This is a genomic window from Paenibacillus oralis (genome assembly GCF_003863965.1).
GTDB lineage: Bacteria > Bacillota > Bacilli > Paenibacillales > Paenibacillaceae > Fontibacillus > Fontibacillus oralis.
The window spans coordinates 5,412,651-5,431,373 of sequence record NZ_RRCN01000001.1; the positions used below are offsets into that span (position 1 = coordinate 5,412,651).

At 54.3% G+C, this 18,723-nt stretch carries 12 protein-coding genes; all 12 read left to right on the top strand.

Features of this window, described 5'->3' with window-relative positions; translation table 11 throughout:
* The first annotated feature begins 16 nt into the window (after positions 1-16).
* The 12 genes from EHV15_RS24160 to EHV15_RS24215 all read left to right on the top strand — a co-directional run bounded on the left by EHV15_RS24160 (position 17) and on the right by EHV15_RS24215 (position 18,708).
* On the top strand, positions 17-1,618 hold the full coding sequence (locus tag EHV15_RS24160; RefSeq protein WP_128633472.1) for an extracellular solute-binding protein: 1,602 nt from the start codon (positions 17-19) through the stop codon (positions 1,616-1,618).
* Between the two features lie 32 nt (positions 1,619-1,650).
* The gene (locus tag EHV15_RS24165) at positions 1,651-2,748 is read left to right on the top strand and encodes a GntR family transcriptional regulator (protein ID WP_128633473.1); all 1,098 of its coding nucleotides are present in this window, start codon (positions 1,651-1,653) and stop codon (positions 2,746-2,748) included.
* A gap of 337 nt (positions 2,749-3,085) precedes the next feature.
* Positions 3,086-5,092 (top strand): LacI family DNA-binding transcriptional regulator, encoded by a 2,007-nt coding sequence (locus EHV15_RS24170; RefSeq protein ID WP_128633474.1) that lies wholly within the window; start codon positions 3,086-3,088, stop codon positions 5,090-5,092.
* 177 nt (positions 5,093-5,269) lie between these two features.
* Positions 5,270-6,256, top strand: coding sequence for a sugar ABC transporter substrate-binding protein (locus EHV15_RS24175; RefSeq protein ID WP_128633475.1), 987 nt, complete (start codon positions 5,270-5,272; stop codon positions 6,254-6,256).
* 75 nt (positions 6,257-6,331) lie between these two features.
* A complete protein-coding gene (locus EHV15_RS24180) occupies positions 6,332-7,822 on the top strand; it encodes a sugar ABC transporter ATP-binding protein (protein ID WP_128633476.1) in 1,491 nt (496 codons plus the stop codon).
* A 7-nt stretch (positions 7,823-7,829) separates the two neighbouring features.
* Positions 7,830-8,810: an ABC transporter permease gene (locus EHV15_RS24185; RefSeq protein ID WP_128633477.1), complete on the top strand. Its 981-nt coding sequence runs from the start codon at positions 7,830-7,832 to the stop codon at positions 8,808-8,810.
* 39 nt (positions 8,811-8,849) lie between these two features.
* The gene (locus EHV15_RS24190; RefSeq protein WP_128633478.1) at positions 8,850-10,283 is read left to right on the top strand and encodes a hypothetical protein; all 1,434 of its coding nucleotides are present in this window, start codon (positions 8,850-8,852) and stop codon (positions 10,281-10,283) included.
* 237 nt (positions 10,284-10,520) lie between these two features.
* On the top strand, positions 10,521-11,576 hold the full coding sequence (locus tag EHV15_RS24195; RefSeq protein WP_128633479.1) for a LacI family DNA-binding transcriptional regulator: 1,056 nt from the start codon (positions 10,521-10,523) through the stop codon (positions 11,574-11,576).
* Between the two features lie 674 nt (positions 11,577-12,250).
* On the top strand, positions 12,251-15,148 hold the full coding sequence (locus EHV15_RS24200) for a beta-galactosidase (protein WP_128633480.1): 2,898 nt from the start codon (positions 12,251-12,253) through the stop codon (positions 15,146-15,148).
* A gap of 122 nt (positions 15,149-15,270) precedes the next feature.
* The gene (locus EHV15_RS24205) at positions 15,271-16,140 is read left to right on the top strand and encodes an ABC transporter permease (protein WP_246061975.1); all 870 of its coding nucleotides are present in this window, start codon (positions 15,271-15,273) and stop codon (positions 16,138-16,140) included.
* Between the two features lie 12 nt (positions 16,141-16,152).
* The gene (locus EHV15_RS24210; RefSeq protein WP_128633481.1) at positions 16,153-17,064 is read left to right on the top strand and encodes a carbohydrate ABC transporter permease; all 912 of its coding nucleotides are present in this window, start codon (positions 16,153-16,155) and stop codon (positions 17,062-17,064) included.
* 39 nt (positions 17,065-17,103) lie between these two features.
* Entirely contained in the window at positions 17,104-18,708 is a 1,605-nt protein-coding gene (locus tag EHV15_RS24215; RefSeq protein ID WP_128633482.1) for a DUF3502 domain-containing protein, read from the top strand.
* The last annotated feature ends 15 nt before the right edge of the window (positions 18,709-18,723 follow it).

An 18,723-nucleotide genomic window follows, 5' to 3' on the forward strand; every position in this document is an offset into this window, starting at 1 on the left:
AAGAGGGGATGATGTGATGGAACGACGGCTTCGCTGGTTTATGGTCGGTTTGCTGGCGCTGAGCTTAGTGCTTGGAGGCTGCGGCTCCAAAGGAGGGACGCCCAAGGAAGAAGGGGAAACGGACGGACCGGTTACGCTGAAATTTGCGCGGGTTAGCTACAATGATGTCCGGCCGCCGTCGAAGGATTTGTGGATGTGGAAAAAATACGAGGAAAAAACCGGCGTCCATATCGAATGGGAGGAAATTCCCGGCGCCAGCCTAACCGAACGCAAAAATGTCATGCTCGGCTCCAATCAATTGCCTGATGCGTTTTACCAGATCGGCTTCAGCAACGATGAGTTGATCAGCTACGGAGGGCAGGGTATTTTTTTACCGCTGGAGGATCTGATCGAGGAACATGCCCCCAACTTGAAAAAGCTGTTTACGGACTACCCCGAGGTGAAAAAAGCGCTGACGATGCCGGACGGTCATATTTATTCGCTGCCCTACATCGACAGTGCGCTGACATACCGCTCGATCCGGCTGTACATCAATCAAACCTGGCTGGACCGGCTGGGGCTTGAGGCGCCGGCCACAACCGACGAGCTCAGGGAGGTGCTGCTGGCCTTCAAAGAACAAGACGCCAACGGCAACGGCGATCCGCATGACGAGATGGGCTGGGTGATGCCTTCCGGCTCTATCAACAGTATGTTCGAGCGCCAGCTGCTCGGCAGCTTCGGCATGGGGAACGGCGGCTTGAAGGCGGCGGAAAGATGGATTTACAAGGATAAGGACGGTGAGCTGAAGCTCGTCTTTAACGATCCGAAATATAAGCAGGTGCTGCAATATTTGCATCAGCTGTACCGGGACGGCACCTTGCCGCTCTTCAACTATTCCGAGTATGAATATGCCCAGTGGGTCACTGACGCTTCGGGTGACAAGGTCGGCGCTTTCTCCTGGGGAGATCCGGCCTATATCGGAACCACGGGCCCGAAAAATTTCATCGGGATCAACGTGCTCGCCGGGCCGGGCGGCGACAAGGTGGTCAACTGGATGGACCCGATGACGCGCGGCACTTCCTCGTTTACGGTCACCAAAGCCAATAAGCATCCGGAGGAAACGATCGCCTGGGTCGATTATTTTTACGGGGAAGAAGGCTCGATGTATGGGTTCTTCGGCAGCGAAGGGGAGACATACAATATGGTGGACGGTAAACCGGTGTATATCGATGAAATTTTGCATTATGAGGGCGGGCAGCAGCTTGGCGCCTTCCAATACGTCGACAACGTCTACGGGGGTTATTATCCTTACGTCGAACCGCCGGCGGAGCTTCGTTCCGCCGCCAAAGGCAAAACGGTGGACGAGGACTTTAAGACGGATTCGGCAGAGCTGGAAAAGTATCTTCCCGAGGAAATTTGGCCGACCTTTGTGCCGACGCCGGAGGAAAGCAAGGAACAAAGCGCGGTTTTGACCGACATCAACAAATACATTACGGAAATGCGTGTTAAATTCGTGACCGGCAAAGCCAATTTCGAGTCGGACTGGGACCATTACGTCAACACGCTGGACCGGATGGGCACGCAAAAATATTTGGAAATTCAGAAAGCGCAATACGAACGTTACAACGCCGTGCAATAATTTTTTAAGAAATAGAGGGACGGAGACGGAGCATGAGAGGGACGCTGTACAGTAAAATCGTCGAGGAAATGAAAGCAAAAATCGCTTCAGGCGTGTATAAGGCCGATGATCAACTGCCGACGGAAGCGGAGTTGACCGAACGCTTTGGTGTCAGCCGGGTAACGAGCCGGCGGGCGCTGGAGGAGCTGGAGAAGGAAGGCTACATTTACCGGATTCAGGGCAGCGGCAGCTTCGTCAAACCGTTAGGCCGGTTTCAGAAGGAACAAACCGCGCGGATCGGAAAAATGATTTCCCTCATTATCCCCGAGGAGGACGACCGGGGGACGATGGGCTACATTCGCGGGGCTTCCGAATGGTTGAACAAGCACGGTTATTTTTTGAGCGTACACCAGAGCAATTATGACGACAGCAAGGAAAGGAACCTGCTGGATACGCTGCCGCGGCGCGGGGCCTCGGCCCTCATTTATTACCCGCGGGCCCAGGGGAACTTCGACATTCTCCATAAACTGTCCCTGGAAGAGTACCCGATCGTGATGATTGATAAGCATTTTGAGAGCCTTTCGATCGGCAGCGTCGAATCGGACAATGTGGACGGCACGTATCAGGCCGTGTCCCATCTGACCAGGCTGGGCCACCGCAAGATCGGCTTTTTGTCCAGCGTTTCCCTGGAATCGACTTCCTCGGTACTCGACCGGTATTTCGGCTACTGCCAGGCGCTGAAGGATGCTGGCATCCCGCTGGATTGCCGCTGGGTTCATTTGGACGGGAGAGCCACGATCGAGGAGCGGGGACGGGACCGCTTTTTTGAGGAACTGCTGGAATTGTACGTCAGCGAGGGGGTGACCGCCGTCCAGGCGGAAAACGATCTCGTCGCCGCCAGTTTGCTGAACCGCTGCCTGGACGGCGGTCTGCGCGTGCCGGAGGACCTTTCCATCATCGGCTACGACAACAATCCGCTGACAGAGCATGTCGCCGTTCCGCTGACGACGGTCGGGCAAAATTTTTACGAAATCGGCCGCAAAGCGGCTGCCGTCGTGGTCGACTGGCTGGAGCACGCGGCGGTTTGCCGGAAGCGCCTCAAAATCCCCGTCAAGCTGGTTGAACGCGAATCCACGGCGAAAAGGGCTTAGCAGTCGAGAAGAAATCGATGAACCTTTATTCAGATTATGGAAGGATAATATCAGGACATACTCAAAATTTGTGGGGAACAGTTATTCCTACTGAACTCCATTATCGTCTCCCAAACCAATACATGATTGTTGAATCTAATAGTTGCAAAAGATACAGTTACTTATCCGGAAATATTGCCATAGTTTCGATAGACGTTTTTCTTATACGTAAATTTTCGAAAACCATAAAACTCAACTATATAAACAGCACTTCCCCCGGATTCGATTGACTGAAATCGTATACAATGCTACAATTTTTTTATAAATTTACGTAAATTCATGGGTGGGGGTGTGAGAATTGGCGACAATTAAAGAGATAGCTAAGGAAGCCGGCGTGTCGATAGCCACGGTTTCCCATGTGATTAATAAAACGAGATACGTAAGTCCCGAGCTGGTGGAAAAAGTGGAAGGCGTCATCAAGCAATTGGGCTACGACAAGAAAATCGCGGTTGCCGGCAATAAGTTCAGAATCGGCAAAAAATCGGAGATCGCCCTGCTCCTGCCGGGATTGTCGGGGACGCTTTTTTCCCAGCTGGCATCGGCGATTTCATCCTGTTTGACCGAGCGGGGTTATAGTTTAACGGTCTATTTCCATCATGACGACGTGACGCTGGAGAAGAACATCATTACCAACATTCTGAACAACAAGCGGATCGCGGGTCTGATCATCGTGCCGGCCAGCACGGAGGCGAAGCAGTTCCAGAAGCTTAAGCAGCAGCAGATTCCGTTTCTGTTCCTGGACCGCAAGGTTGATCTCAAGGGCGTCGGCTCGGTGCTGGCGGACAGCAGGGAAGGGATTTACAGAGGCTGCATCCATCTGTTGAAATCGGGACATGAGGAAATCGCCTTGATCATCGAAAAAGGGGATTTTTCCAGTGTCGAAGACCGGTTGGAAGGCTATCGCGAAGCGCTTCGTTCCTACAAAATTCCGTTTCGTGAAGAGCTATTGATCGAAGTGGAGCAAAACCGGCTGGAAGATTTCGAAAAAGGGATCAAAGAGGTTTGGGGCCAGCATAAAAATCCGACCTTTGTGGCCAGCGGCAACCGGATCACCTTAAATTTGCTGCGGGTGTTGAACAAACTGGGGCTGGAATGGCCGGCCGACGTTTCGGTGATCGGGTTCGGCGATGAGGAATGGTCGGAAATCATCAATCCGCCGCTGACGATGCTGAAGCAGGACACGAAGCAAATGGCTATGGAAGCGGTTGCGATGCTGGTGGACAAAATCGATCACGGTCCGGGCGAGTCCCGGGAAATCAAGGTTCCGATGGCGTTTTCAATTCAGAAGTCGACCCAGGTGATCGGCAAGGGGCCGTTTGGTGAAAAGCCGGTTTCTCCCGATGAATTGACGTTGTCCAAGGAAGAGGTTGAAAAATTGACGGCAGGCAGCTATAAAGTCGGCATCTCTTTCCATTATGGCGGCACGGCGTGGACAAGACTATACGAAAACGGGATCCGCCATGTGTTGGACCAATACGGCATTTCCATTATTTCCATTACTAATGCCGGTTTTGACCCTAATCTGCAGGTCACGCAACTCGAAGGCTTGCGCATGCAAAAACCGGATGCGATTATCGCGATCCCGGTCGACGATGAGCTGACCGCCAAGAAGTTCAATAACATCTCGGAGGAAACGAAGCTGATCTTTATGAGCCATGTGCCGGAGGGGATGACGAAAGACCAGTATTCCTGCTGCGTTTCGGTCAATGAACGGGAGAACGGCCAAAATGCGGCGCTCCTGCTCGGCAATTATTTTAAAAATAAGCAGAACGTCAAGATCGGCTTCATCGGGCATGGCGCTCCGTTTTACGGCACGCATTTAAGGGATGCCGTGGCCAACGATACGATCCGCAGCAATTTCCGCAATATTGAAATCGTTGATGAGCAGTATTTTTACCAAATCGAGAAAACGTACGACGTTTGTAAAGAAATGCTCAAGCGACACCCGGAAATTCAAGGCCTGTACATTTCTTGGGACAGACCGGCGCTGGAGGCGATCAAGGCTTTGAAGGAGCTGAAGCGGGAGGATGTGGCCGTCTTCACCTTCGATCTCGACACGGAAATCGCCACGTATTTGGCTAAAGAAGAAATGGTGAAGGGACTTTCAACGCAGCGGCCATACGATCAGGGGGTCGCGGTAGGTTTGGCGACCGCCAAGGCCTTGCTGGGCCGTGATGAGCATAAGTATATCGGCGTACCGCCTTATATCGTCGAATCGAAAAATCTGTTGAAGGCTTGGAAAAATATTGTATTGGAACCGGCTCCAGCGGAGATTGAGGATTTAATTCTTAAGAAATTTACGTAAATAAAATTAATAACTATTTTTTATTTAAAAATTCGACAAAATATTTGACATCACCCAGCCTCTTATGATACATTTTACGTAAAGAAATTGAAAGCGGTTTATTCGACGGAAACAGCGCGCACCGGATCGACCGCAGACGTTCTTTATCACTAAATCATCATAGGGGGCTGGTTTATTGTGAAAAAGCATTTTTTTAAGTTTTCCTTGATAGCGCTTACTGTTCTGGCTCTATCGGCTTGCGGCAACGGGAAAGGAACCGAGGCGGGAAATCAAGCGGGGAGCGGCAATGGCGGAGGCAAGGACGGGACGTACAGCTTTGCCTTCTTGACGAACACGCAGAACAATACGTTTCAAACGGCGATGAATGATACCTTCGAGAGATTGGCGAAAGAGAAAGGCTACAAATATACGATGCTCGACCCGGACTATGATCTGAACAAGCAAATCAATCAAATGTCGGACGCGGCCAACCAGGGCTTTGACGCCGTGTTCGTTATCCCGGTCGATTCCGCGGGGATCCGTCAGGGGCTGGAAGCGATGCATGATCGCAACATTCCGGTGTTCAACGTCGACACGGCCGTCATTAAAGAGGATAGAGACCTCGTGAAAAGCATCATCGCCACCGACGCTTACATGGCCGGCAAACTGATGGGCGAGCAGATGGTGAAAGACTATCCGGACGGCGCCCAAATCGCCATCTTGGATTTCCCTTCCAATGAAAGCTGCGTGCAGCGGGTAGCGGGCTTTATGGACGGTCTCGGCGAAAACGCCTCCAAATTTAAAATCGTAGCCCAACAGGACGGCAAGGCGGCGCTGGATGCCTCGCTGCCGATCGCGGAAGATATTATCCAGGCGAATGCCGACATCGACGCATTTTTTGCGATCAACGACCCTTCGGCTTTGGGCGTAGCGGCGGCGATTAAGGCCAGCGGCAGAACGGATATCGGCGTGTACTCCATCGATGCGTCTCCGGACGGCAAAGCCGCTTTGCTCGACGGTTCGTTCACGGCGGTTTCGGCCCAAGTGCCGATTCAAATCGCCGAAACTTCCTTCAATATGGCGGTCGATTATTTGCAGGGTAAGGAGATTAAACAGGAAGTGCTGCTGCCTTCTCATATCGTAACGAAGGAAATGGCCGAGGAAACCGCCGGCAAATGGCAATAAGCCCCTTAATTAGAATGCAAGCGTCCCTTGCATTCTAATTTTTTCAAGAAGATACCGCTTCGGAGGTGAGCAACCATGGCAGATAATCTGCTGGAGATGCATGGGATCGCCAAAAGCTTCGGGGGCACCCATGCGCTTAAAGGGATCGATTTTGAGCTGAAAGCCGGCGAGATCCATGCCTTGCTGGGCGAAAACGGCGCGGGCAAATCGACGCTGATCAAAATTTTGGGCGGCATCCACAAGCCGGACCGCGGACAAATCTTTATCGACGGGCAGGCCGCGGATATCGATAGCGTACAAAGCGCAAGGGCTTACGGAATCGGCATCATTCACCAGGAAATCGTCCTCGTGCCTTATCTGAGCGTCGCCGAAAACATTTTTTTGGGGCGCGAGCCCGTCAACAAATGGGGGTTCAAGGACGAAAAACGGATGAAAAACGAGGCCAAGAGCATGATCGAGCGGCTTGGGCTAAACATCGACGTCACGACCTTGGTGGGGGAATTGACGGTGGCCCAGCAGCAGTTGATCGAAATCGTGAAGGCGATCTCTTTTAACGTGAAAATCCTGGTGATGGACGAGCCTACCTCCTCGCTGTCCGATGAGGAAGTGGGGCGCCTGTTCGTCACGATGGAGAAGCTGCGGCGGCAAAACGTAGGGATCATTTACATTTCGCACCGGCTGGAGGAATTGTTCAAAATGGCGGACCGCATCACGGTCATCCGGGACGGCAGCTATGTCGGCACGAAGCGAACCTCGGACACCAACACGGAAGATTTGGTGGCGATGATGGTCGGCCGGGAGCTGGAAAGCTTCTATACCCGTACCTATTCCGTGCGGGACGAGGAAGTGCTGCGCGTTGAAGGGCTGTCCAGAGGGGGCGCGTTCGAGGACGTTTCCTTCCGGGTGCGCAAAGGCGAAATCCTCGGTTTCTCCGGCCTGGTGGGCGCGGGCAGAAGCGAGCTGATGCAAACCATTTTCGGCGCCTACCGGCATAACCGTGGACGGATTTATTTAAACGGTAAGGAAGTCAGCTTTAAAAACTGCAGCCAAGCCATCGCCAAGGGGATCGCCATGGTCCCGGAAGACCGTAAGGACCAGGGGCTGGTCCTCGAGAACTCGGTCGGCTTCAATCTGACGTTAACGAATCTGGATCAGTTGATGGGCAGCCGGTTTTTGATCAGCGAGAAAAAAAGAAGCGAACAGATCGGCAAATACGTAAGCGACCTGAATATTAAGACGGCTTCGGCGGACATCGAGGTGTCCAGCTTGTCGGGAGGCAACCAGCAGAAGGTGGTCATCGCCAAATGGCTGGCCACGAATCCGCGGCTTTTGATCCTGGATGAGCCTACCCGCGGGGTCGATGTCGGCGCCAAATCGGAAATCTACGCGATCATCAACCGGCTGGCCAATGAAGGGTTGGCGATTGTTATGGTCTCTTCCGATCTTCCGGAGATCATCAATATGTGCGACTCGGTGTGCGTAATGCGGAGCGGCAAGCTGGTGGCGCAATTAAACCGGGAGGAGCTGTCCCAGGAAAATATTATGCGCTATGCGACAGGAGGATGAGAAAACGATGAGCACAAAAAATAGCGCCCTTACAGCGATGTTCAAAAGCAATATCGGCATTATATTCGTATTGTTGATTTTATGCGTGGTATTATCGATCGTATCGCCGGTGTTCCTGACGACGGAAAATTTGATCACGGTGCTGCGGCAGGTTTCCAATAACGTTTTCCTCGCGCTCGGCATGACGTTGGTCATGATTCTTGGCGGGATCGACCTCTCGGTCGGTGCCATTGTGGCCGTTTCCGGGACGCTGACCGTTGGTTTTATGGTGAATAACGGCATTCCGATGCCCGTGGCGATTTTGCTGGGGATTGTCATCGGCACGTTGCTTGGATTTTTTAACGGGGTCATCATCACCCAATTTAAGCTGCCCGCATTTATCGTGACGCTGGCGACGATGAACATCGCCCAGGGGATCGCTTATATTTACAGCGGCGGGCGGTCGGCCCGGATCACCAACGACGCATACACCCAGTTGGGGACAGGGAAGCTGTTCGGTTTTTTGCCTCTGCCGGTGCTATACATGGTTATTTTGATCGTGATCTTTATCGTGCTGTTGAACAAAACGAAGTTCGGAACGAACATTTTTGCGATTGGCGGCAACCGGGAAGCGGCCCGTCTCTCGGGCGTGCGCATCAAGAAGGTGGAGATTGCGGTGTATACGCTGGCCGGTCTGCTCTCCGCATTGGCTGGGATCGTGCTCTCGGCGAGAATGTATTCGGGCCAGCCATCGGTAGGTCAGGGCTATGAAATGGATGCCATCGCGGCCTGCGTGCTGGGCGGCGTGTCCATGGCCGGTGGACGGGGCCGCATCAGCGGAACGATTTTCGGCGTGATGATCATCGGTGTCGTGAGCAACGGTTTGAACCTAATGGGGGTCAGCTCGTTTTGGCAGCTGCTGGTCAAAGGCTTGATTATTTTAATCGCCGTCCTGATCGACGCCCAGAAGGGCAAAAAGCTGCCGTTCTCCTTCAAATTTGCCAAATAAATCGCAGCATCAGACCAACCAAGGAAAGAGGTTTTGACTATGGACACAACAGCGCAAGCATTTAAATATAAGTTCCCCATCATGCTAAACAATCCAGACCATCTGCCGAGAAAAAACGAGCCGGTGATCACCAAGCTGAATTTCTCCGATTACCGGGTTCACCCAGGCAGCCTTGAACTGTATGACGACGAGCACCGTAAAGTTCCTTTTCAACTCGCGGATGTGATTCTTGACGGGGAATATATCCGGGAAGCGTCGATCGTTTACATGGTCAGCATGGACAAACTGGTCGCCACGTATTGGCTGTATGCCGGCGAAAATCCGGTTGCTAAGGCCAAGGCGTTTACGGGCATTCAGCAGCTCGACCCCGTGCAGGCGGACGGCTTCCGCAGATTGGACACCGGTTATTATATCTTGGAGCTGTGCTCCGGCACCGCCGACGGCACTTCCTACGGGAAATGGGGCATCCGGTATTTCGAAGCCAAGGAAGAACGGAAGAATTTAATTAAGGATTACTCCAATGCGATCGGGGGATTTTACGGTCCTTTCTTCACCCCGAAAAACGGGCTGATCAATCCGCCGGAGCACACGAAGGTGGAATACGTGGTCGAGGCCGAAGGCCCGATCTACTGCCGGTACCGCATGAACGGCCAAGTGCCTGACGGTTTGGACGAAAATTTGCAAGGGAAAAAGTTTTCGGTGATCTGGGAGTTTTTCTACAATTCACCCTGGTTCCGCCGAAAATACGAGGTCGACGATTTCTCTACCACAGTGGACGGCATTCCGGTCGTCAATAAAATTACGGTCGGGGACGAATTCGAGAGCGGGCAAGGCAACCGGGTATTTACATCCTTCGCTTCTTACGGGGGCACGTATTACCGGGAAGGCGACCTGTACGCCAATATTTTGTCGGACGGCGTTCACCGGCTGCTGGCGGACGCGGACAAGCTGGGGAACGACAAGCTGAAGCAGTACAAGGAAAGCATCGGGGAGAACATCAACGAGGTGTCCTGGGATTACTTCTGGCGTATCTTTTGCATCCAGGACGGGATTTTGACGCCGGAGGAAATCAAGGCGCATATTGCCGAGATCATTCCCGAATCCCATAAACAAGTGCATCAAGGCGAGCGGAACGAACAGGTGCTGTATCAAAAAACAGTAGACGTCAACAGCGCGCCCGAGCAAACCATTTTCCCGCTGAGCGCCAACAAAACCGCCGAGCTTAACGATGAAACCGGCTATGCCATGGTGTGGTACACGAGTGAGGTCGTATCGCGTTACCAAATCGTGCAGCGCAGTGATTCCGGCTGGGTGAACTGGGGCACGAACGGGGAAAACGAACATCCCGAGCTGCCGACCGGCTCGACGATTTATACGGCCTACGGCAAGTTTGCGGACTGGGAGAAGCAGGCGGATACGATGGAAAAAAACATCGATTCCAAGCAAGGCCTGGCGCAAATGATAAACGATTAAGCGGCAAAGTAACGTCAAAAATCACCGCTCTCATAAGGGGCCGAGTTGCGAAAGACCGTAAATCGCGAGTTGCATGGGGAAGCCAACCTGACTCGCGATTTTTTTTAAGATATAAGGGGGCGGGGCCGCTAAACGGGGGCGCAGCGTGCGGCCTTCGGCGAGAAGCCCGGTTTTCATGTGCCGAGGATTCTGATATACTTGGTTTCGTCCCCAATAAATGTCAAGTAGGTGACTTTTGTGAAATCGGTTACAGTCTATGATATCGCAAAAGAGGCGAATGTTTCCGTGGCCACGGTCTCCCGGGTGCTGAACAATACGGCTCCGGTCAAAAAAGAGACCCGGGACCGCATCAACGAACTGATTAACAAATACCAGTTTCAGCCGAACGCCCTGGCCCGCAGTTTGACCAAAAAAGAGACGGGGATGATCGGCATCATCCTGCCGGACATTACGAATCCTTTTTTTCCGGAGGTTTTGTCCGGGTTTGACCAGGAAGCGCGGAAGCAAGGTTATACTTATTTCCTCTGTGATACGGTGTCCGCCAACGGTGACAGCGCCGATCAATATATCCGCGAATCACAATATTTGAACGCGCTGACGGAGAAGCAGGTGGACGGGATCGTCATGCTGGGCGGGCGGATCGATCTGGCGAAACCCGGAAGAGAGCTTGCGGAAGAGGTCGTCGAAATCGGCAAAAGGCTGCCTTTGCTGCTCATCAATGGGCGTCTGCCCGGATCAATACTCAACCGGGTGGCCGTGGATGAGCGGCTTGGCGCGGAGCTGGCGACCCGGCATCTCATCGAGCTGGGGCACCGCGATATCGCCATCGTTGGCGGATACCGGCACATGTCCAATACTTTGCAACGTACTTCCGCGTTCACGAAAACGATGGAACAGCACGGCATCCCGGTGCGGAAGGAATGGATACTTCATGAAGGTTTTTCCGTGGCGAGCGGTACGGATTTTATAAACCGGCTGTTAAGCTTGCCGCAGCGGCCCACGGCGATCTTCTGCCTGAACGATCTCGTGGCGATCGGCGCGCTCAAAGCGGCGGCCAAAGCCGGGCTGAAAGTGCCTGAGGACATCTCAATCGTGGGTTATGACGACATTCCGTTCGCATCCAACAGCATTCCGGAGTTGACCACGGTATCGCTGCGCGCAAACGAGCTTGGGCGTACGGCGGCCGAAATTTTGCACAAAATGATTACCAAGGACAAAGTAGCCAAGACGACCTTGCTCAAGCCGGAGCTGGTCGTGCGCGAATCCACCGCCACCCCTGCCGGAAAACGATGATAGCGTAGGGGAGCCGGGGGAGAAAGGCGTTAATCAAAGGATTGACAACGATTTTCCGCTAGGATAGAATATCGAATGAAAACCCTTACATTACAGGGGCCAACCCCGGTCCAAAATTCATGTAATAACCCTTGATCGCAGCAACTTTCTCCGCAACTTACTTACAAACGACCTTGTAAGCTTACCACGATTACAACCCATTGAAATTCAAAGTATTTGTTAGGCTTAACCTGGAAACGGTGTTTGACGACAGCCGGCTACCGGAACGTCCAACCATATCTCACTTCAAAATAGCGACATTTTATGTACTTATATCCAGAGCCCTGGCATGTTCATTTCCATTAGCGGCATATTATGTACTTAATTTCCGATGAATGGTCCAGAACGCTGGCATTTCTTTGCGATTTTAGAAAATAGCGGCATATTTTTCCGCTATTTCTCTCAAATTGCCTGATACCGCCGGAATAACGACGTTTTTTGTCCTTATTTTTTACTCCTAAGTTATTCAAGCGTTATTCCAGCCTTTCTGACCCGTTTGTTTCTTTCCCCCAAAATGAAACCCGTTTCATTCACTGTGGTTTTGGTGCCATAATTATTTTTTTGCATATAATGAAACGGGTTTCATGAAATGGGTTTCACTAAAATTGCGGCAAATGAGTGAGGAGTGATTCCGTTTGAGTATCCGTGTCCATGCCGAATCAGCCGTCAGCTTCAGCGGCAACGCCGTCCGTATCAACGGGGAAAGCGTTGTCCTTCTGTGCGCATCGCTGTTCTACTTCCGAATACCCCGCGAACATTGGCGGGAGAGGATGGAGCAGGTCAAGGCGATGGGTTACAACAGTATCGACGTTTATTTTCCTTGGAACTTTCATGAGCTGCGTGAAGACGAATGGGATTTCGAGGGGATGCGGGACGCGGAATCGTTTTTGCGCCTGGCCGCCGAAGCCGGACTTTGGGTGATCGCGCGGCCCGGGCCGTACATCTGCTCCGAGTGGGATGGGGGCGCGCTGCCGGCTTACCTTTACGCCAAACAAGCGCCGATGAGGCTAAGGGATAACGATCCGGTTTTCCTGGAGTATGTCCGCAAGTGGTATGACAAAATCCTGCCGATCCTGCAAAGGCAGCAAGCCGGTGCAGGGGGAAACGTCATTTGTGTTCAACTGGACAACGAGTTGGATTTTTACGATTGTGGCGATCCCAAAGGCTATATCTCTGCGCTTCGCGACATGGCTTTGGCGCAAGGTATCAAGGTGCCGCTCATTGCCTGCGCCGGACAGGGCGGGCTGCCGCAGGCTTCGGGACTGGCGGAAGGCGTGGTGCCGACCTGCAATTTTTATCCCGATAATCGTGACCCCGAATTCGAGCACAAGGTGCATCATTATCGGGAGAAGCTTGCCGGAATGAATGTTCCGCTGCTGGTGACGGAGACGAACCGAACGCATTACCTGCTGCTCCGGCTTCTGTCAGCCGGGGCCAAGCTGCTCGGGCCGTACCTGCAAGTGTCCGGGACGAATTTCGGATTTACGAACGCGACGAACAACTGGGGCAGACCGCTCGCCTTTCTCACCTCGGATTACGACTTCGGCGGGATGATTTCCCCGGAGGGGCATATCCGCCCGGAGGCGTATGAAGGCAGGCTGCTGGGCAGGCTGATTCGCGCTTACGGAGTGGCGTTGGCGGAAGCGGACCCCGACGCGAAACGGGCGTGGAAGGCCGAGGGGGACACGGAAAATGTATTTGGCCCCTTTGCGTTGGAACTGAAAGGCGGCGGTCAGCTTGTTTTCATCACCAACGGGGATGGTTGTGACAAGCGGATAACGCTGCGAGCGGCGGAGAATGGCCTAAGCTTTCCGTCCGCCGGAGCGCTGGAGCTCGTCGGCTTAAGATCCCTGGCTTTGCCGGTTGACGTGCCTTTGTCGCTATGGGGGCTCCCGGGCCGTATTGTTTATTCGACGGCTGAGCTTTATATGGCAGAGCGGCAGGCAGGAGGAGCGGTGCTGGCTTTTCACATGGAAGGCAGCGGGGAGATGGCGCTGGCGTTTGATGCTCCGGTGGCGTCGGCAGCAGCGGAATATGCAGCGCTTGAACAAAAAGGCCGCCAGCTGCGTATTCGGTTTGCCGGAGCCGAGACGGTCTTGTGCCGAATCCGGCTGGGGGATGGGCGGCAGTTGACCCTGATCGTCACCGATCGTTTGAAAGCGCTTTATACAGAGGAGGTCTCGCTAGACGGAGAGCTTACGGTTGTTCAGCCGTCAGCCGAGACGGTGAAGCCCGCCGAGAACGCTGATGTGAAATGGCGGCTGGCTTCGGCGGCCGGGGGCAAGCCGGCAGCGCGGGCCGTCAGGGCCGGCGGTGCAAGCGTGCATCCGCCGTTTCTGGAGCATTTGGGCGTTTACCGGGGCTATGCCTGGTATGAAACGGCCGTGCGCGTCCCGGGTAAAACGAACATCAAAGGGTTCCTCGTCCGCCAAGGCGGAGACGTCGTCTCGCTGTACGCAGGCGGCCAGTACATCGGGACGGCGGCTCCTGGGGGAGGGGGCGCATTTATGCTGATCGGCGAATCGGACGGTTTGCCGGCCGGGACCCTCAGGCTGCAGGTACGGACGGAAATCTGGGGGCACACCAATTTCGACGATGCCCGGCTACCGGGGCTCAGGCTGCCGGCGCTAAAAGGCATCAGGGGACTTACGGCCGTAACCCGCGTATGCGACATCAGTTCAAATTGGCGCGTGTTTCATACGGCGGATGATACGTTTGGCGCAGGCGACGCAGAAGGCGGAAACGGCAAGACCGGAATGCACGAAAAGCCCGAAAAGCCCGGAAAACCCGGCGCAAGCAGCCAAACTGGCGAAGCCGATGATGAGTCGCTGTGGCCGCTGGTTGGATTTGGCGGCTGGCAGTCAGCGGATCATCCGGCTTATGAAATTTTCCGCAGGGAGTTTGAGCCGTCGCAAGACGCCGACTCGTGGACGCTTCATTTCCGGGGTCTCGAGGCCGAAGCAAGGTTGGAGGTCAACGGAAATGAGGCGGGCCCGGTCCATCCGCTTGATCCGTTTGTCGATATCAGTTCATTCGTCAATTCGGGCGAGACGGTACGGTTGACGGTGTATCTGAGACGCTCTATTGGTCAATCAGCAGGACGTGTCATCGTGTATGAAGGCAGCGCGGCGTCCGGGTTCACCGTCTTCGCCGCGGAAGAGCCGCAGCTTAAGGCCAGCGCCGAAGCGGCCGATAAGGCCACCGCTGAACAGCAGCTGCCGCTGACGCTCGCTTCCGGCGCCGCCGGGTGGCTGTTCGCCAGCGTGAAGAGCTCCGCGGCGGGCAAGGGTTGGAGGGTGCGGGCGAACGGCTCCGCTCTGAAGCTCACGGTCTTCATGGGCGAGCGGATCGTCGGCCGGTTATGGCTTCCGGGAGGCGCGGCAAGGCCGGTGATGGCCGGCGGCAGCGCGGATTCGTTTTATTTGCCGGGCCCGTGGTTTGGTGAAGAAGGCGAACAGCTTTCCATCTTCCTTGAAGCCGTAGATCCGCAGGCCCACGGAAAGCTGAAGTCGCTCGATTTTATACCGGTATGAAAGGAGGTACCCGAATGGCAACCGTTTCGCAAACGCAGGCGCAAACCGGGCGGCATCATCGCCAGCCGCTGCATGGCAGCGGCCGCTGGAGACGCTTCCGCAACAACAGAACGCTGCTGCTGATGTGCCTGCCGGCCATCCTATTTTTCATCGTATTTGCTTATTTGCCGATGCCGGGCCTGTATCTCGCGTTCATCAAATACAACTACACGGACGGCATTTTCCGCAGCCCGTTCGTCGGCTTCGACAACTTCAAATTTCTCGTCATGACCGGGGACCTGTGGCGGCTGACCTTTAACACGGTCGTGTATAATCTGGCCTTTATCCTATTGGGGAACGTGCTGCAAATTGTCGTCGCCGTTTTCCTCAACGAAATCCGCCAAAAATGGTTCAAAAAAGTGACTCAGACGCTGATGTTTCTGCCGCATTTTATTTCGGCGGTGCTGATCGGCCTGATCGCGTACAACGTGCTCAGCTACGACTACGGACTATTGAACAGCATTTTGACCTCGCTGGGCATGGACCCGGTCAAAACTTACTCCAATGCGAGCATCTGGCCTTTCATCATCGTGCTGACCTACCTTTGGCAGTCAACGGGTTACGGCTCCATTGTCTATTTCGCGGCGATCATGGGGCTCGACAACGAAATCATCGAAGCTTCGGAGATCGACGGGGCAAACGCGTTCCAGCGCATTCGCTACATCGTGCTGCCCTGGCTGAAACCGACGTTCATCATTTTGCTGCTGTTCTCGCTGGGCGGCATTCTCCGCGGCAATTTCGGCCTGTTCTTCAACCTCGTGGGAGCCAACAACACGGCGTTGTACGCGACGACGGACATTATCGAAACCTACGTATTCCGCGCGCTCATGACCAACTTCAACTTCTCCATCGGCAGCGCTGTCAGCCTGTACCAGTCGGTGTTCGGCTTTTTCGTAGTCGTCACCGCCAACTGGATGGTCAAAAAAATCTCCCCCGACAACTCTCTCTTCTAGGAGGCAGCGCGCATGGATGATACACACGAAACCCGCAGCATACGGACGGATATGAGCGGGATCGTCGTCAAGCTGGTCGGCTACGTGTTCATCGGCTTGTTCTCGCTCTTCTGTCTGCTGCCGTTCCTGCTCGTACTCGGCACTTCTTTTACGGCGGAGGCGGCGATTAAAAAATACGGCTTCAATTTTTGGCCGCGGGAGTTCAGCACCTTTTCCTACAAAATCGTGTTTGAGAATCCTGGGCTCATCCTCGGTTCGTATCTCGTGACGATCGGCATTACCGTGGTGGGAACGGCGGTGGGCCTGTTCCTGGTGGCCATGACCGGGTACGCGCTGCAGCGGCCCGATTTCCAGTACCGCAACAAGATTTCGTTTTTCATTTACTTTACGACCTTGTTTTCCGGCGGACTGGTACCGTTTTATCTGCTCGTGACCCAGTACCTGAGCTTGAAGGACAACTACCTGGCGGTGCTGCTGCCGGGGCTGCTCAGCCCGTTCCTAATCATCATGATGAAAAGTTTTGTGCGCTCGATTCCGCATGCGATCACCGAATCCGCCAAAATCGACGGGGCCGGCGACTTTACGATTTTCGTCCGGCTGATTCTGCCGATGACGACGCCGGCGCTGGCCACGATCGGCCTGTTCATCGCGCTCGGCTACTGGAACGAATGGTACAACTCGATGCTGTTCCTGTCGCCGGACGTGAAGTACCGGCCGCTGCAATTGTTCCTGTATAACGTGATCACCAGCGCGGACTTCATCCGCAACTCGGCGGCGGCCTCCAACGTGGAGCTGCGCGACGTGCCGCTCGAATCGATGAAGATGGCGACGGCGATCGTCGCGACGGGGCCGGTTATTTTGTTCTACCCGTTCGTGCAGCGCTATTTTATCAAAGGGATTACGGTTGGCGCGGTAAAAGGGTGAGGAGGCCATAACAAATATTCAAAAAGGAGGTTCATATCCATGAGCAAATGGAAAAAAGGGTTAAGCCTGCTGCTGGCGGTGCTGCTCGTATTCGTGCTGGCATCGTGCAGTGGAGGCAGCGGCGGCGGAGGCGCGAAAGGGAGCGACGGCAATTCCGGGGGGAACTCGGCAAATCCAGGTACGGGAACCGGTGGGGAGGTTGACACATCGAAGTTCGTCAAGATCAGCTATCTGGTGCTTGGCGACAAATCGAAAAACGGGCAATTCGAAAAGGTGCTTGCCGAAGTGAACAAAATGATGAAGGAAAAAATCAACGCCGAGCTGGAATGGAAATGGATCGAATGGGCTGACTGGCAGACGAAATACAATCTCGCACTGGCTTCCGGCGAGCCCTACGATCTGATCACGATCGGCACGGACTGGCTGGACACGTGGGGCAATGCACAGCGCGGCGCGTTTATGAACCTTGACGAGCTGCTGCCCAAATACGCCCCGGAAACGTGGAACTCCATTCCCGAAGAAGACTGGAAGGAAAGCATGTACAACGGCAAAATCGTGCTGATTCCGGAAAACGATTACACGCAGTGGGTGAACCACGGCTTTTTTTACCGCGGCGACTGGGCGAAGGAAGCCGGGATCACTGAACCGATCAAGGATTGGGAAGGCATCGGGAAGTACTTGCAGTATATCAAGGACAACAAACCGGACGTTATTCCTTGGGACGCCGCTTCGGGCACGCAGACGTGGGGCGGATTTGTGCAATCCTACACCGACGAGTTGGAGCTGCCGATCTCGACCGGTTTCCTGCCGGTCTATACGGCCAAATCTTATGAAGAGAAATTTACGGTCGTCAGCCCCGTTTTCGAGGACGTTTTTCTGGATTACGCGACCATGATGAAAAGCTGGGCCGACAAAGGCTTCTGGCGCGAGGATGCGCTGAATAACAAAAACAACAACCGGGACGCGTTGAAGGCGGGCCTGTCCGGCCTTGACCAGCATCATACCCAGACGTTCTCCGGCCTGCGCGTGGAGATGGACCGGCTGCAGCCGGGGTCGGAGCTGCAAATGTTCCCGTTCTCGCGGACGCGCGGCACGAACCTGATGGAGCTGTCGATCACGCACGGCGGCACCTCGGTCGGCGCGCACAGCAAAAATCCGGAGCGCGCTTTGATGGCTTATGACTTGATCCGCAACAACGAGGAGATTTACCATCTGCTCAATTACGGCATCGAAGGGGTGCAATACGTGATCAAGGACGGCAAACGCGCCCGCCCCGAAGGGTACGACGAAGCGAGAGACAACTTCTACTCCGATTTTTGGGGCGGCCGGGTCGACAAGTTTGAAATCCCCAGCGAAACGACCTGGGATCAGATCGATGAGACGTTGTACGCCGAATATGACAAGATCAAGAAACCTTACGTTTACGGGCAATTCGTGTTCGACAAGACGCCCGTGGAAGCGGAACTGACGGCCATCTCCCAAGTGACCGGCGAGTTGGGGCCGGCGATCGTGATGGGCAAGGCGGGCGATCCGGCGGCGGCGGTGGAGGAGTTCCGCAGCAAACTCCAGCAGGCCGGATACGACAAAGTGCTGGCCGAGCTGCAAAAGCAGCTTGACGCCTATAAAGCTCAACTAGGCGGGTAACTTCCCGCAAAGCTT